This window comes from Leptospira abararensis (genome assembly GCF_016918735.1).
Classification (GTDB): Bacteria; Spirochaetota; Leptospiria; order Leptospirales; family Leptospiraceae; genus Leptospira_A; species Leptospira_A abararensis.
Window position 1 is genome coordinate 30,384 of sequence record NZ_JAFFPR010000047.1, and the last position, 16,031, is coordinate 46,414.

General features: G+C 36.9%; 13 protein-coding genes. 9 read left to right on the top strand and 4 right to left on the bottom strand.

Features of this window, described 5'->3' with window-relative positions; all coding sequences use genetic code 11:
* The first annotated feature begins 34 nt into the window (after positions 1–34).
* The gene (locus tag JWG40_RS12755; protein ID WP_205286178.1) at positions 35–1,198 is read left to right on the top strand and encodes a phosphoesterase; all 1,164 of its coding nucleotides are present in this window, start codon (positions 35–37) and stop codon (positions 1,196–1,198) included.
* On the opposite strand, the gene JWG40_RS12760 is transcribed toward JWG40_RS12755, so the two are convergent.
* From JWG40_RS12760 to JWG40_RS12775, 4 genes are read right to left on the bottom strand one after another with little or no spacing between them, the layout of a single operon-like run.
* The gene (locus tag JWG40_RS12760) at positions 1,182–2,384 is read right to left on the bottom strand and encodes an LIC_12337 family protein (protein WP_205286179.1); all 1,203 of its coding nucleotides are present in this window, start codon (positions 2,382–2,384) and stop codon (positions 1,182–1,184) included. The genes JWG40_RS12755 and JWG40_RS12760 overlap by 17 nt on opposite strands.
* A gap of 3 nt (positions 2,385–2,387) precedes the next feature.
* Positions 2,388–2,591 (bottom strand): hypothetical protein, encoded by a 204-nt coding sequence (locus JWG40_RS12765; protein ID WP_205286180.1) that lies wholly within the window; start codon positions 2,589–2,591, stop codon positions 2,388–2,390.
* A gap of 40 nt (positions 2,592–2,631) precedes the next feature.
* Positions 2,632–3,546, bottom strand: coding sequence for a DUF4384 domain-containing protein (locus JWG40_RS12770; RefSeq protein ID WP_232369355.1), 915 nt, complete (start codon positions 3,544–3,546; stop codon positions 2,632–2,634).
* Entirely contained in the window at positions 3,546–4,280 is a 735-nt protein-coding gene (locus tag JWG40_RS12775; RefSeq protein WP_205286182.1) for a FecR domain-containing protein, read from the bottom strand. Before JWG40_RS12775 ends, JWG40_RS12770 begins: the two co-directional genes overlap by 1 nt.
* Positions 4,281–4,435: 155 nt before the next feature.
* Here JWG40_RS12775 and JWG40_RS12780 point away from each other — a divergent pair, with 155 nt between their 5' ends.
* The 8 genes from JWG40_RS12780 (at position 4,436) to JWG40_RS12815 (ending at position 16,025) form a co-directional block, all read left to right on the top strand.
* The gene (locus JWG40_RS12780; protein WP_205286183.1) at positions 4,436–5,956 is read left to right on the top strand and encodes a TolC family protein; all 1,521 of its coding nucleotides are present in this window, start codon (positions 4,436–4,438) and stop codon (positions 5,954–5,956) included.
* Between the two features lie 22 nt (positions 5,957–5,978).
* Positions 5,979–7,307, top strand: coding sequence for an Ig-like domain-containing domain (locus JWG40_RS12785; RefSeq protein WP_205286259.1), 1,329 nt, complete (start codon positions 5,979–5,981; stop codon positions 7,305–7,307).
* A 107-nt stretch (positions 7,308–7,414) separates the two neighbouring features.
* On the top strand, positions 7,415–7,837 hold the full coding sequence (locus JWG40_RS12790) for a hypothetical protein (protein ID WP_332470717.1): 423 nt from the start codon (positions 7,415–7,417) through the stop codon (positions 7,835–7,837).
* The gene (locus JWG40_RS12795; RefSeq protein ID WP_205286184.1) at positions 7,834–8,343 is read left to right on the top strand and encodes a hypothetical protein; all 510 of its coding nucleotides are present in this window, start codon (positions 7,834–7,836) and stop codon (positions 8,341–8,343) included. The genes JWG40_RS12790 and JWG40_RS12795 overlap by 4 nt, the downstream gene beginning before the upstream one ends.
* Before the next feature lie 158 nt (positions 8,344–8,501).
* Positions 8,502–8,972: a hypothetical protein gene (locus JWG40_RS12800; RefSeq protein WP_232369357.1), complete on the top strand. Its 471-nt coding sequence runs from the start codon at positions 8,502–8,504 to the stop codon at positions 8,970–8,972.
* A complete protein-coding gene (locus tag JWG40_RS12805) occupies positions 8,969–10,369 on the top strand; it encodes an efflux RND transporter periplasmic adaptor subunit (RefSeq protein WP_205286186.1) in 1,401 nt (466 codons plus the stop codon). Before JWG40_RS12800 ends, JWG40_RS12805 begins: the two co-directional genes overlap by 4 nt.
* The gene (locus JWG40_RS12810) at positions 10,366–13,347 is read left to right on the top strand and encodes an efflux RND transporter permease subunit (protein WP_205286187.1); all 2,982 of its coding nucleotides are present in this window, start codon (positions 10,366–10,368) and stop codon (positions 13,345–13,347) included. The genes JWG40_RS12805 and JWG40_RS12810 overlap by 4 nt, the downstream gene beginning before the upstream one ends.
* Positions 13,347–16,025 (top strand): efflux RND transporter permease subunit, encoded by a 2,679-nt coding sequence (locus JWG40_RS12815; protein WP_205286188.1) that lies wholly within the window; start codon positions 13,347–13,349, stop codon positions 16,023–16,025. Before JWG40_RS12810 ends, JWG40_RS12815 begins: the two co-directional genes overlap by 1 nt.
* The last annotated feature ends 6 nt before the right edge of the window (positions 16,026–16,031 follow it).

Sequence of the window (16,031 nt, forward strand, 5' to 3'; positions counted from 1 at the left end):
TCAAATTGGAAAGAAAGATCTATAGAGTCTTCTTATGCTTTTCAATGTTTCCGGGCCCATTGTCGACACAGATAGACAAACTACTTTGCGCCCCTCCTTATGGAGGTATAGGTATGTGCTCGTTCTCCTCTCTTTACTCGGAATTTTGGCTTTTTACCAACTAGCAGTTGTTGTCTTATTGCGGAAGTCTATCGATTTACCAACATCTCCTTTCCAAGGGCCAACACTTGTGAATCCATACCAAAGTTGGAATGGCGATGGTGGGGAGAAGATATCCTTACATGCCCATTCCAATGAAGTTTGGTTTACACCAGAACGACATACAGTAGCTGAAATCCAATCGGAATACAAACGAGAAGGTTTTTCTAATGTAGCCATTACCGATTATGGACAAATTTCAGAAACAGAAGATCCAAATTACATTCGTGGTTCGGAATGGGGACAAAATTTAAAAAAACGTCACCTACTTGCGATCGGAATTAAAAAGTCTTTTTATGATTATTTCCCTGTTTATGCTACCCGAGAAAACTTAAACTGGGTGATCGATCGTATGAAGAAGTTAGGTGGGTATGTAATCGTTCCCCATCCAAAACTCTTTGATTCATTTTCTAGAGAAGAGATGTCTTCTTTAGGTGGGTTTCAAGCAGTAGAAGTTTATTCTCCATTTGGTGATGATCCAAAAATTTTAGATATCTTACTTAGCCAAGGACGGAATGTCCATTGTATGGCAAGTGATGACCTACATTATTTTCCGGAAAGTTCGATCAAAACTTTTGACCAACCTTTATGGAAAGATCTCGTTCAAACTTTAGGAAACCAAAGAGGGCGCAAGGGGGAAAGTTTTCTTCGTTACATTGTGACTGCCGAAGGTGTAAAGGATCAGAATTCTGTTTTATCTTCACTTACATCAGGATCGTTTTATTGTGTGAAAAAATTCTTTTCTGGGGCAGAGGATCCTAAGGTTCCACTGATTCAAATCACAAACAAGGGTACCATCCAGTTGAATTCGAAAGAAAGGTACTTAGAGATTCGTTTTATCGGGCAAACTGGTGAAGTCTTACAAGTAAGTCCAGATACAAACCACGCAGAGTATGTTTTTAAGGAAAAAGATTCCTATGTGCGGTTGGAGATGATTGCCCTTACGGGTTCCATTCTCTCCAACGCAATTTATAGACAGCCGTCTAAGGAACAGTTTTAAATACTAAGTTACCAGCAGCAGAATCGATAGAATCTAAAAAGGTTTTATCAGAAGCTTCATAGGTTTGCACATTGACTTGGCCACTCAAAGCTCCCGCGGGAACGTAAGTTCTCGCAAAGGCATCATCCACAGACATAAAATCAGCACCACCTTGAGTTGGGCTTGGGTATCCTATGGGAACTTGAGCCGCTAATAGTTGGTCTGTCACGTAACCGTTAATATCGAAAATTCCATAAGACAATCGAACTCCCGGTGTCGACGGTGTTTCTGGAATGGCACAAATAGTTTCTGGTTTTGCTGCAGTTTTCGTGATAGTCGCTTTGGCGGTAGTCAAAAAAGGAGAATCGAACTTTTGCATATAAGCGAGCACATAATAAACGCTATCTCCCGCACCTTGGGTTGTCGTACATGCATTTTTTAAAGTCACCACTGAAGGGTTAAGTGCTTCTAATTTGGAAAAGTTTAATTTCACCGTAGAGCGGAAACAAAGTTGCCTTCCCGAATCGACTTCTGTTAGAATGACTCTTCCCACTTTACTGATCCAAGCTGCATTTTCTGGACCGTTTCTCCAAGTATAAGTTTGTAGTTTGGTCCCGTAGATAGATTCATTCCCCGTATAACTTTCTGTAATGACATCACCAACCGTAGCAAATTGAGGGTTTCCAAAATCGACCAAACGATAATAAATTAAAGCTCCATCATTTCCTAGGGTAGTGTCCGGATCATCGAAGAACAACTGTAAGGAGGGGGCAGACGCTCCTGTTTTTTTGATTTCAAAAAAATGGTTAAATGTTTTGGTTCCTGCATACGCGGTGGATGCAATCCCTGAAATGGTTTGGCTAATTTTGATGGTAAGAGTAGCGGACCCAAATCCACTCAAATTGATGTTGTTTAGTACATCATTTCTCGGTGCAGAGTTATTGAAGTATCCCGCGTTCTTTAAAGCAAGGATAAGAGAATCGATAATCCCTGAATTTCCCCTCGCCCAAGTGGCAGACTGGCGTACAAATCCCCAGTTGTCCGCACTCGTGGCAGACCAGAGTTTTTCCGAACCGATCCCTAGCTGCAAGGCATTACTAAAGAGTTTGGATAGTTGGATCTCTTGAGCCAAACCTTTTTGTTGGTTAAAATCTGAAATGTGAAAGCTCATTCCCAAAAAAATGAATGTATAGAGAATCTTTTTCATGGCCTACTCCGCAATTCCTTTGGGAATACAAATGGTGAAACCGGACTTTGGACCAGAGCAACCAGCGGCTTGATTGTAAGACCAAGCGGAAAGAAGCAAAAGACCTAGTATATCCTCATCTTTTTTGTCTTCTTTTTGAAACATCGAACAAGCGGTGAGGAGACCGATTCCTAGGACTGCGATGGATTTAAGAATAAAAGTTCTCATACCTTTTATAACAAAAGATATGAGATGATTTTGCAAGAATTTATCGAGAAAGGATTTGGTATTCCCACTCCATGACTGGACTTTGTTCGATGGATGCCGTGAGGGTAGTTGGGTACTTAAGTCTAGCGGCTGTTTTGGTTCCCGTGACAGCAGGAGGAAGAAGTCTATAAAAAGAATCCTCCTTCTTACCTCGGAGTTGGAATTCTTTCCATTCCTCCCTGGAAACAAAGGCACGAATCCGGTCTTTTGAAGAAGTCAGGGAGGCCTTGAAAGAAATTCGTTTATCAGGAATGGTCACTCGGTCCCCTTTGCGTACAAAGTTGTCATTTTGTATTTGGTTTGGGAAAAGAAGGACTGGTTCCCCTTTTTGATTTTCTGGTACAAGTACTACATAAACATAATTGTCTTCTGCTGATTCAATTTCGAACCGAATGGATTCCCCTGCCACATACGTTGGTTTTAAGGAATTGATTTTGAGTTGGGCATTCGATCCAGATCCAGTTTCCGAAAGTGCTAGGTAGATATTCTTTTTATCCAAAAATCCGAGGAAATCCGAAACCAATGTTTTGGAAAGGCTGTCGGGTAAAGAGTTTCGGTATTCTAATTTTTGGTGTAAGACATCTACAAAAGAAATGACAACTTGTCCATCTTCCGTAGATACAAGTACAAGTTTATCGGTGTTCGAAAGTTTTTGCAATTTTGCGAGAGTTTCTTGTGTTGCATTTCCTTCTTTGTCAAATTCCCAAGTTCCGGAATCTGATTCCTTCAAAGGAAGAGTGATCATTCCCCTTGAGGTGGATTGGATTTGTTCCTTGATGAAATCTCTTAGAGCAATCCCTTCTTCAGTAGCGGAAGCTGCTTCTACGGCAATTTTATATACGGGAAGTCTAGTGAGTTTGTCCGAAGAAAAAATCGAAAGGGATATGACCGCTGATAGAATTAGAAAATGTTTCATCATTCGTCTACCCTTCCTTGGCCTTTGTATTCATTCATAAGTTGGTCGTTCTTTTCATATTGTTCTTTGATTCGTTGGTAGTTTTCTTCCTTGATGGCTTTGAACTCTTCGAAAATGCGCATTTTCTCTTTTACGAACTCATCTAAAATTTGTTTCTTTAGTTCTTTTCCCGAAAGAACCACTTCTTCGTTTTCTGCGACAAGGGTTTGTTTTCCTTTTTTATTTGGACTAACGGCAACGGTTCCTTCGTTTACATAAACACCAGTTTCTACTTCGCTTAGTTCTTCATCAACCCCACCTTGATCAGGTGTGGCCGCTAAAAATTCAGTGCCTCGAACACCGGCAACAAAACTAGGATTGACTACACTGAGTTGGGTTTGGCTAGGAATTCCTGGCCCTGGCTTATGTGCTTTTACAAATAACTTTCCACCCACCAGTTTCAAAGTGGTGGATTTTGATTTTGGGTTGAGAAGGTCCTCGATTTGAATCGAGGAATACTTTGCTAAACGAACTGTTGCTTGGGTGGCTAATTGGATTTCGCAAGTTCCATCTTCTGTAGTGATGGTATCTCCCTTTTTTAGGATACTTCCTAACTTTATAGGTTCCTTCGCCTTTTTAAAACGTGGGCCCGATAGGTAGTTTGTTCCCTGGACGAAACTAACAATCCCAACTTCATCAGCAGCTAGGGCAGTGGTTACAAGAAGAAGTAATATGGGGACGAGGGATCGAATCATGCCACTTTTATATTGGAACTTTCTCCTCTTACAAGTAAAAAAAACTAAAAAAAAAATCAAAAAAACCCCTACAAATAGGGGAATCGAGAACCAGTTTGAAGGTTTACCACCTATCTACTGATATGTGGTATCGGATTGGGATTATCTGTTTTTGTATGAACTATCTTTCTCTTCCATTACAAGCAGAGGGGAAATTATTATGGGAAGATTGCGTTTGGATTGGAATGGAACGGAATGGAAGTTTGGGTTTGGAACAGGCTCGTTCTGAGATCTATCCTATCCTCACTAGGGACAAATGGAAACAATACCTTCCGAAATTAGGAGTCCATTACTTCGGGATTTTTTCGAAAAATCAAGAACAGATTGATCAGGAATATCGCGATGTTCGGTTGCAAATCCAACAACTCCTTTATGACGGAGGTGAAACAGAGAGGGAAAAACAGAAACTAGAAGTGAGGCGTCTTATTCATTCAGAAGAGAAAAAACTTCTTAGGGAGAAAGTATTCAAATCCATTTCTTTAGCATATCTTATTTTCCATAAACGCATATTAGTTGATTCTATTTATCAATTACGATCGGAGCGTTATACATTAGAGCAAAGGAAACGCGAAAAAGAGTCAGACCTTGGACTTTATCCCAAGGGAGATTGGGATAAACGAAAGGTATGGGAGGTGGAATTCCAATCCAAATCGATCCATTCTGATTCAGCAAAAAAAATCGCTCTATTAGAATTACAACAATCAATGTCTTTGGATCCTGATATGAAGCTTTCGGTGGAAGGCGGCCTTACTGGACGTATCCGTTTATTTGATCCCAAAAAACTTTCATCCACTCCCGATGCGAATCATCCTTTACGGAAAAAATCAAGGTTGCAGATAGAATTGGCTGAACTTGACGAAGAGAGTTTGGATAATGATTGGAAACCAAAGTTAGTGTTAGGTGGTTATGTCGGTAAAAATGGGAATGCTGGATTCCCTTTACAGAATGAAATTTACGGACTAAGTTTTGGGGTTCAAGCGAATTTGGGTGGAACCAGTTTTCAATCGAACACACAAAATGGAATTCAATCTGAGGGGAATGGAATCCAAAGAATCCCTGGTTATGGCCCGCAGCCTGTAGGACCCGGAGAAAATTCTTTTCAAAGTGGATCTATTGGACTTTTCGATGATATTGGACGAAACAAAAAAATATTCGATTCGCAAATGAGTTTGTTGCAAGCCAAAACGGAATGGAAACAAACCGAGATTACCCTCTCAAACCAAGTCCAATCATTAGAAATTAAGTTAGTTGAATTGTATAGTAAATACAATTTGTACATTGAGAATACAAAGTCTAACTTTTACCAACATAGATTCAAAAGAGAAGAAAAAAAACAAGAGCTGATCTCCGAAATTGATTATTTAAAGTCCGAAGAAGAAGTGTTTCTTGGTTTAGAAATTCTATTAGACCATTATTTCCAGTATATCTCAACCGCCTTGGAACTTGTTTTGTTACTCGGTGAAAATCCATTCGATAACCGTTATTACCGGTTGGAATCCAAAAGTAGTCTGAACGAGTTAACCAATATTTTGGAAGATTGGAAAAAGGACAGTTCCTTTGAAATTAAGAAAATAAACGAACCAAAACAAAGAAAACAATACCCATTCTTTATGGAGGATTCATATGAAGTTCGTTAGGTGGATTTGTTTATATTCTCTTATGTTTCTATTTTTTCAATGTAATTCAAAACTAGGATCCTTGGAAGATTGGATGGGGGTTTTGGGCGTAGAAGATTCGCCCAGGGTCCTTGTGTATAGTCCCACTTCGGATGCTACTAATGTAGATTCAAAAACGGATATTTCTTTTGCATTTAGCCATCCTATGTCCATTCAGTCTTGTGTTTCCGCCTTTTCTTTGGATCCACCAGCCAGAGGAAGTTTTGAAACTTCGGAGATGACTTTAAAATTTTCGCCAAAGGATGAACTACCATCAGGTGGTTATATCGTGCGACTAACAAAACAATGCGAAGATAAAAATGGAAAGGATTTAGATCGAGTTTATACCATTTCCTTTCGTGTAGGGGATAAGGAAAATCCATATCCTCCAGAGGTTGCCTCCATTTTTGTTTTGGCTGGCACAGAAGAAGAATGTTTAGTCGGCGGAATTCCTACCAACATTCACTTGGGATCTGTTTCTTCTGTTTGTTCTGGTATCCCAGGTCCCCCTCCTATCCAAGTCCGATTTACAAAACCAATGAACCAAAGAGAAGTTGGACTTGGATTACGAATCGAACCCAATATTTCTTACCGCTTAGAATGGGATGACCCAACTCAATTCAGAATTTTACCTGATTCTGTTTTTTTGCCGGAGACTCGTTACCATATTCTCTTCCCATCTGGAATCAATGCTTTAGATGGCGGGGAATTATCCGAGGCCGTAAGTTTTGATTTTTTTGTGGGGTCGGACGGAAATGATCCTGAGGTCATTGGATTTGGTTTAGAATCGCAAAATTGCGAATTAGGAATTCAAGAACTAGGATCTATTACGGGTGCTCGGTGGGATTCTCTTACTTGTTTTTGGAGTCGGGGTTTGCCTATTTTAAGTCCGCATTTATATCAATTTCGTGGTGGAGATGATGAAACTGGTTTGCCGGGAAGTCCACAAGGTTGTGCCGATGTGAATACAGATAATTTCCGGATTCTGTTTAACCAATACATGGATACAACCTCTGTCATTGGGGCTACAAGGTTTTCGAAAATTTCCCCTCCATCAACAAACATTCGTTTATCAACATGGGTTTGGTCCCATTGCCAAACGGACTCACCTTTTGGATGTAGGGAACTCACTTATTCTTATGCGGAGAGTGAGGCGAGCTGTAACGGCAGTTTGTTTGGGAATATAACTACGGGAGGCGACTTTAATCTTTCTGCATCCGCCTTAGCTCCTAATTTCTATCCATATTATGAATTTCGATTGGAATCCGAAGCCAAATCCATTTTAGGGAAAAGAATGAAATCAGCTTTTGTCATTCAGGTAGAAGCAAAATGAAGTCTAGTTTTGTCTTAGTCTCAGTCTTTTTTCTATCTTGTATTGGTAATTCTAGAAGTTTGAAAACCACAACCTATTCCACTCAGAAAGGAACTAAGATAATTTTCGTGAATACAACCTCACGTTTGTTTACCGAAAGTTATTCGCAAGAGAAGGAGATTAGTTTAAGTATACTAGAAGAATTAGAAGAGGTTGGTTATTCTGTTGTTTGGAGTGAAGGAATTTGGGAAGAAAGTAACTCTCGTATTTTCAATGATCATCTAGAAAGTTTTCAAAATACCCTGAAAGGAAAATCCATTGAAAACCGACCCAGGATTCAAATTTGGAAAGAACGCGCAGAAGCTATTGGAGCCACTCAAGTATTCCTTTTGCGCTATTGTTTTTCTTCCGAACCAAATACTATTCCCATTCGAATGTTATGGATTAATTTATCAAACAATACTATAAAACGTTTTGATTGGATTTGGAATGCAAAGACACCATTTCCGTTTCGTGATTTTTTTCAACAAACAAGTGGAGAGAAATTTTGAATCAAAGAATTCTCATTTTTTATTTGTTATTTTTATTACTTTTGCAATGTTCTCCATCTTCCAGTCCCGAAAAAAATGATTTAAAAATTCTGTCAGAGGCTTTTTTTGCAGGCCATTTGACGGTAGTTAGGTCTAGTTTGGAAGATATCAAAAAAGAAAGAGAATTAAGTAAGGAAGAAGAGATTCTCTATTCAAAATCCTTGTTTTATTTAGGAGAATGGAAGGAGTTCTTTTTTCATTGGACTGGAGTTCCCGATAAAACGCCAGAATTGATTTTACTGTATTTTAAGGCTGTGTTGGTATCACAATTGCCTGTTACTGTATCACCTGAAGATGAATCAAAACTAATCGAACTTTTGGCAGTTTCACCAGAAGCTTGTTTGTTATATTTAAAATTTAATAAGATTAAAACTAAAGAAAAACAAAGAAAACTTTTTTTGGCCCAATGGAAACAATTCCAAACCCAAGTGGATAGACTTCAAAAAGAATTGGGAGGAATCAAATGAAATGTTTCATCTGTCCAAGTATAATCCAAGAAATGATTAAAAATTTAATACAAATAGTGAGCGGTAAGTTTTTAAATCTTTATCACTCTTCGTTTTTCTTTCTATTACTCTATCTTTTGCTCTATGGCTTTCACTGTTTTTGGAATTGGGAAGAATTTATGAGGTTCAATCAAAATTTGAAGATGAACGCAATGAATGCAGGGCAAGAGGTTTCTATTTGGAGCCTGTATCCGTTTCAGATCGTAAGTGTTTTTTTGGTTGCAGTTTTGTATTTTAGCGTTTCCTTGAGTATCAATTTATTATTTTCCTTGGGCAAAAGAACCAAGGTTACATTCCGTACGAATCTCGGAAGTTTTCTGAAAAGTCTCACTCAACAATTCTTTTTCTTTATTTGTGTTTTGTTTTTAGGGAACCAGTTTTTGGGACTTTTTTTGGATTCAAAATTATATTCTACTTTAGTTGTAATTTTTTGGGCCGGTTTGTTTTTATTTTTTATTTTAAAAAATGGAGAGTTCTACAAAAGGTTCTTTGTTTCAAATGATCGCTATGTTTTGTTTATTTCACATAGTTTAGGTTATGTGAATCCAATTTTATTTGTCTTTTTTGTATTAGCATTGGCAAATGTATGAGTTCTAATGCTTTTCCTATTCTGAAAATTTGGATTCGTAAGATTTTACTTACAGTAATTTTATACATAACTTCCTCGATACTTTATACTTACTTTTCAACGGTAGGGATACGAAACAGATTTCCTCTATTAGCTACAGTTCTTTATTTCCCTGAACCATGGGGAAATATGAATGAAGTTTCTGCAATGGCGGCACCAAAACAAAATTTAGTATATAAGAGACCTCGAGTATTGGAGGAAAATAAGATTTTAGAATTTCCATCCGTTGTAGAACCAACAAAAGAAATTCAACTGCATAGCAAACAAAATGGAAGAATCAGAAAGATTTATGTAGAAGAGGGCAGTTTTGTAAAGGAAGGGCAAATTCTTTTGGAAATTGAGGATGAGCTGATCCGATTAGAAGGAGAAAGATTACGTCTATCAGCCGAAATAGCCGAATCCCAAGTATCGATTGCTTCTGAAAAATGGAAAGCTGCTGAGAAACAATTCGATGTCAAACTGAGAGAAATTGATAAAAAAACGGAATGGATTGAATTAGCTGAAAAAGATTGGCATCTAAGTCAGGACTTGAAGGAGAAGAAGATTCTGCTTTGGAAACAAGGTTTTGTTTCTTTATCCGAAATAGAAAAATTAAAACAAGATGAGGAATCCAAACAAACTCAATTTAAGAATTTAATCCGAGACAGAGAAAACCTATTATCGGGAATCAATTTGGAATTAGGTTCAGAGAATATTAATTTCGAAGAAAAGCTAAAAGTTTGGAGAAAAAAAAATACATCTTTGGAGAGATCTGAATATGAATTAAGCCAGTCCCATCTCAAAATTATAAAAAGTCAAATGAGATCAAATGAGCAGTTGTTAACTGATACTCGTCTGCGTGCTCCAAAATCAGGGAAAATATTAAAAATCCATACCAAGGAAGGGGAACTAACGAACCAAACGCCGGTGATGGTTTTGATGGAAAAGGGTGAACTTTCTGCCGGATTTCAAATTTCTGAATCTGATCTTATTCATTTTTCACAAGGTAAATCCGTATTTTTTATCCCCTCCCAAGGAAATGTACCAGCTATCAAAGGTAAGGTGGATCGTGTCAGTGGATTTTTAGACCCAAGGTCTCATAGTATTGGAATAAAAGTCCGATTAGAATCGAACCAAATTACAGTTTTGCCAGGTATGTTTGGGCTTGTCCAAGTGAAACTTCCTGAGAAAACAGAGAAGATACTTATTTCATCTTCTTCTCTTCATGGAGATGAGACTAATGGTTTTTTTGTAAATGTGAAAGGTGGTGGTGGTATTGAAAAAAGATTCATTCAATTCAAACCTTATTTGTTAAATGAATTAGAAATATTGTCCGGGCTATCAGCGCAAGACGAAGTAGAATCTAGTTTGTCTTTATGAGTATTGATCGTTATATTCTCTCGTTATTCCAACACAAACGATTGTATTGGGTGATCTGTATTTTGTTTTTTATCGCATTACTCTTTCGAATTCCAGAGTTAGAGATTTGGTTATTACCTAAATTAGCTCCCTCGCGATATTTTATTCTCACTGAATTTCCCAATCATTCTGCGGAGGATACAGATTTACTCGTGAGTTTACCGATTTCAGAAATGGTGTCGTCGGTAAAATCCGTAGAACGTATTCGCACAATTTCGGAACATGGGAAGTCGATTGTGCAGATCAATTTGCAATTTGGTGCATCTCTTTCCGAATTTAAAGATCAATTGTATCAAACCATTTTGGAAATGAAAGATAAACTACCGTTAGGCGCCGGTAACTCTCGGTTGTTGCAGGGAGAGATCAGTGAAAGACCTTTTATGGAGATCCTCATTCGGAAAAAGAATAAGAAGGAAATTGTAAGTTTTGATTTTCATCTACAACAATTGGTGTTCCAGTTGGAACGTATTTCTGGAGTTTCAGAAGTTCGGACAGTGGGGGAATCAAAAAAATCATCTTTTATTTCTCTCGACTCAAAAGTTTTGGATTTGTTTCCCATCGACATTCGAGAGGTAGAACAGCAACTTCAATCAGGCATGCGGGGAGGTTCCCTTGGATCCGTTGAAGGTTACACAAAAGATACGGAATTAAAGTTTGCACCAGAAATCCATTCCCAAGAAGACCTTTCACTATTTCCCGTCCATTTAGGAAATGGAAACTCTGTTGGACTTGGAAGATTGGCAAAAATCTACGAGGACCAATTACCAAGTGAAAAATTAACGCGTAACAACGGAAAGGCCAAAATCTATATTGCAGTCTTTTCTGATCCTTCCTCAAACCCGTTGAAATTATCATCCGAAATCAAATCAAAACTAAAACAATTAGAGCCAGATTTATCTTCCGTTATCTTTTATGATGGATCCGATGAATTAGAGAAACAATTAGGTCAATTTGGAATCAATGGTATATGGGGTTTGGTATTTGCCTTTTTGTTTTCTTATCTTCTCTATAGGAATTGGACACCGGCCCTTATCTTACTTCTATCTGTTTTATTTTCTCTTGTCCTTTTTTTTCATCTTCTTTTATTTTTTTCTATTTCTGTCAACTTACTTAGTTTAGGTGGAATTTCTGTTGGAATTGGTATGTTATTTGATGCAAGTAACCTCACCGTTTTTTCCATTCGAAAACAGCTGGCTAATGATAGTTCAGTTGTCGGGGCTGTTACAGAAGGGATACGTTCAATTCTTGTGTCACTTTTTTCCTCTTCCTTAACTACGATTGTTGTTTTTGTTCCTTTATTGATGTTCCCGATGGAATGGAAAGATTTCTTTTTTGATTCAGGAGTCTGTATCGCTCTTTTAGTTTTCTGTTCTTTGGTTTCTTCTATTTTTATTGTCCCTTTAGTTTCTATTTCTTTCGCTGATTTCTTAAAACCAAAAAATCAAAATGCAGAAGTAGAAAATACTCTGACACGATTTTACGAAAGAACTTACGGATTCTATAAAATTTGGAACTATAAAGCAGTAGCGATTTTTGTGATTTTTGTTTTGAGTTTTTCTATCATTCATTTTGGACCAAAATTTGAGATTTTCCCCAAACAAGAGCCAATTGGGTTTCGTTTAGAAATGATTCCTTTGTATCACATGAGTTTAGAAGACGAACTAATATTTGTTATGGAAATGGAAAAGCAGATCAAAACATTTGATTCTAAACTCTCTACTTTAATAGTCCCTATAGATGTGAAAAATACACTAGGCCAACATCCCCAAAAAGCGATACCCATTCAATGTAAACTGTTAGGAGTAAGAGATCAAATAAAATTAGAAACTTTTCTTTCCGCGATCCTTTCCAAAACAAATTGGGAATGGAAAATAGAGGTGATAGAATCTCAAGTTTCTACAACTCTACCTCTGATTCCAGCGGATTCCCTTCTCTTTTTTCACGATAATTGGGAAGAATTAAAGAGTATTTCTTATGAATTTGAAAACAAATCTAAGAGATTTGGGTTCGTTGGTAAGTTTGATTTTTTGCCAAAACAGATCGTCTTGGAAGAGTGGGATCGAAACCAAATCCCCGTTCCTGAACTCATGCCTGATGAAGAAGATTTAAAACTTAAGTTTTTATATCACCAAATTCCGAAATACCTAGGTTCAGTTGGAGAAACCACCAAACATAATTTGTATCTAGGGTTGGATTCATTTAGTTCCAATTTTTGGAGTTGGAAAGATCTTCCTATGTTAACTTTTAAAACAAAAACAAATGAATCCACATACATAGGTTCACTTTTCACATCCAGAAAAAGAGAAAGTTATCATCAGTATCGTAGAGATTCTGGACTCTTTTATACGGAATGGATTGGGGAGTTTACGGAGTCAGATCCTCGATTGATGGAACTGAATGGTAATTTGTCTATTCTCAGAGTATCGGCCCAAAATCAGATTAAAAAATTCTATTTGATACTAGTTGTTTTGTTATTTATTGCTTTTGTTTTTATCTACTTGGCCCTTGTGGGAATTTATGAGTCATTTGGAATTCCACTCCTTTATCTCGGGATTTCTTTGTTGTACTTAACTTTCACAACTTCCGTTGTTTTGGTTCTGTTTCAGAAATTCCATCTTGGTCATTATATAGGACTTATTGTTTTACTCGGATTATCTATCGATAGTATATCTTTGTTTGGTGAGAGATGGAAAGAGATTCCCGAGGAAATCATTGGGTCCAAAAGGAGAGAATTGGTGTTTCACTGGTTAGTTTGGCCTATTCTATTAAATTCTGGCACTACAATGATGGGACTGTTTCCTGTAATTGTTTTGGGAAACCTAGGTTCAGAATTTCCTAAAGCAATCGCCTTGACTATGTTTGTTGGAATTTTTATTTCTATTTTCTTTGTATTTTATATTTATCCAACTTTATTTTCCCGATTCTGGAAAAGAATGTAATGAATCAAGGTTGGGTTCGGCGATTCCGTTATCGTATTTTAGCTTTAGTATTGTTCTTAGCCTTACTTTCCCTCTTTTCTTTGACTAATATTTTGTTAGGTGAAGATTTGGAATCAGAAAAAAATGAATCGGTACAAATTACAAACCAGTGGCCAAATAAAACAGCCTTACAAGTTGAGGACGTAATAACAAAACCTTGGGAAAAAATTTTAAAACTAATCGCAGGTTATAAACAAATAGAATCTATTTCGGAACAGGGAAGTTCTCAAATCTATTTAGAATTGGAAAAAGGAATCAATAGCCGAGAACTGATCCAATCCATTCGTAATGAGTATCTCCTGCAAAGGCACAGGTTTCCCTCTGATTCGTTTTCCCCTCAGATCCGATCAAACGAAGGAGAAAATCAGTATATTTTCATTTTACAAAAAATAAAACGAGGCCCAGAGAAAAATAGGAAATCATTAGAGCAGAAAATTCGAAACATTGCAGGAGTTTCGAATTTTGTACATCATTCCCAAACTGAAGAAGAAGTTTTGCTGAAAATTCGCCCAGAGGGAATTTTGCATAACCAGTTTCCTTCGGTGGCAACAATTTTTTCGGCAATCCGTAGTCATACCTTCGGATTTCGGTTCGAAAGGTTGAATGGTATATGGTTTCTGAAAGATTTTCCCATGGATCCGAGTGGATGGGCAAAACTAGGAATTCCCTCTCTGTTTGGTGAAAGCCTGCAGGTTTCTTCCGTTGGTTCTGTTTCTTTGAACAAAAGAAATCTTCGTCAAGGTACAAGAATTAATGGATTGAGTTCCGAAACTATGATGATCAAGGCAGAAAATGCTGCTTCTTTGTATCATATAACAAACGAATTGAGTTTAGTTTTATCAGAATATACTGATTGGATTCTAGTGTATGCTAGCCACCAAGATTTTTTTGATGATTTATTTAGGTTTTTAATTCTTTTCTTTTTATTAGATGTAATTTTATTTTTATCTCCGACTTTCTTTGGAAAAAAGAGTAAAGATATCTTCAATGGTTTTATTTCTTTTTATTCAGCTCTTTTGGTTTTTTTGGGTCTGTGCTGTAACTTAAGCTATCCTATCGGAAGGCCAATTTTGTTTTCCTTTATCCTCTGGAAATACTTTTTGGTATTTTTTCCTACAAAAAGATTTGGGAAGTGGTTAGTTTATATTTTCTTTTCCTTCTGCTTTCTATGGTTGTTTGTATTTTTGAATTGGCTTCCCCGGTCTTTCGGGACCATTTTTCTAACACAGATCTATTTTTTACTTTCTGTTCCTTTCTTAAAAAAACTTTTCCAAACCTTCCTCCCTCAATTGATGCCTGATCTCCGGCTTCCATTTTTTAAAACATTTTCCTTAAAACTGAAAAATTCACTAGAGGAAAAAAAAGATTCAGGAAAATCGATACTTCGATTTTTGTTTCCACTTTTATTGATAGTGGGAATTCTTTCGTCTCTGGTTTCTAGTTTTAAATTGTATTCATTGCAACCTTCTTACGGAACGATCCAGATGGGAAGATTAGAATTTCCAACATCCATTCCGGAGCAAGAATCCATTCGAATCACTAAACAAGTGGAAGATGCAATATTACAACGAAAATTGACCGATTTGTTGGTGGTGAAACAAAATCCTTCGAGTGCTTCCTTTTACTATCGTTTGAGTGAATTGGGAATAAAGTCAGGATTAAAAAATCTACCCACAGAATCTGGATACTTTCATATTTTGGGAGAATCGGAAATAAATTCGAATCGAATTCTTCGTTTTTCTAATGCGAATCCAGAAATTTTGGAAAAAACTATATTAAACTTAATCCCATGGTTACGAACGAAAGCGGGGGTAGAAGAAGTTGTATTATGTTTTCAGCCATCGACGGAAGGCTTGGAAATCCATTCATCAACAGTATTTCGAAACTTGGCTGGCTACCATTGGGAGAATTCTCTTCGCGAAAGGTCGTTGGAATTACAATCTGCAATCGTTGGGAAAATGCTTTTAAATAATAAACTTACGGATGTTCGATTATTATTAGAACAAGACAAAAAGTTGGATCGGTATCCAATGAAACCAACAAAAATGCCTTCCGGAACCGCCATATTTAGCAACGGTTTTATGGATTATAGACAGGTCAAAACTCCAGGCAGAATTTTTCATAAAAATGGAGAAACAAGTTTGGAAATTTTAGTAAAAGGAAAGGAAATTCAATGGAATGATCTAAAATTAAAGATTCAAGAATTTTTAAATCAGGATGTTGTCAAACTTTCTGAGATTTCGCCACCCAAAGATTTTTACAATAAGTATAGGCCTTTCTCTTTGTTTGTATTGGTTGGTTTATTTTTATATAGAAAAAAAGAAAAGTTGAATTGGTTTCTCAAGTGGGTTTGTTTTCTCTTTCTTTGGAAGTTGCATCTTTCTTTTTTTGATAACGACTTTTTTCTTTTTGGCTCTTTGGCAATATTTTTGCTGTTTTTAATCCTTTGTATTCCTCGTGAATTTTTGGATTGGAAATCCCAAATTCCACTGATGATTCTACTATTTCTATCTTATCTTCTTCCTGGAGAAGGGGGACGATTTTTTACGGCAGGATTTTTATTGATTTTTGGTTTTCTTTTTATATATTCTAAAATGTTTCAACAATGGAAAAAAATTAAAACCAAATATAGGTTTTGATACCTA

Excerpts from the sequence above, each read along its gene's own strand:
- JWG40_RS12755 (WP_205286178.1), top strand. The coding sequence starts at position 35 with ATGCTTTTCAATGTTTCCGGGCCCATTGTCGACACAGATAGACAAACT.
- JWG40_RS12760 (WP_205286179.1), bottom strand. The coding sequence starts at position 2,384 with ATGAAAAAGATTCTCTATACATTCATTTTTTTGGGAATGAGCTTTCAC.
- JWG40_RS12765 (WP_205286180.1), bottom strand. The coding sequence starts at position 2,591 with ATGAGAACTTTTATTCTTAAATCCATCGCAGTCCTAGGAATCGGTCTC.
- JWG40_RS12770 (WP_232369355.1), bottom strand. The coding sequence starts at position 3,546 with ATGAAACATTTTCTAATTCTATCAGCGGTCATATCCCTTTCGATTTTT.
- JWG40_RS12775 (WP_205286182.1), bottom strand. The coding sequence starts at position 4,280 with ATGATTCGATCCCTCGTCCCCATATTACTTCTTCTTGTAACCACTGCC.
- JWG40_RS12780 (WP_205286183.1), top strand. The coding sequence starts at position 4,436 with ATGAACTATCTTTCTCTTCCATTACAAGCAGAGGGGAAATTATTATGG.
- JWG40_RS12785 (WP_205286259.1), top strand. The coding sequence starts at position 5,979 with ATGTTTCTATTTTTTCAATGTAATTCAAAACTAGGATCCTTGGAAGAT.
- JWG40_RS12800 (WP_232369357.1), top strand. The coding sequence starts at position 8,502 with ATGAGGTTCAATCAAAATTTGAAGATGAACGCAATGAATGCAGGGCAA.
- JWG40_RS12805 (WP_205286186.1), top strand. The coding sequence starts at position 8,969 with ATGAGTTCTAATGCTTTTCCTATTCTGAAAATTTGGATTCGTAAGATT.
- JWG40_RS12810 (WP_205286187.1), top strand. The coding sequence starts at position 10,366 with ATGAGTATTGATCGTTATATTCTCTCGTTATTCCAACACAAACGATTG.
- JWG40_RS12815 (WP_205286188.1), top strand. The coding sequence starts at position 13,347 with ATGAATCAAGGTTGGGTTCGGCGATTCCGTTATCGTATTTTAGCTTTA.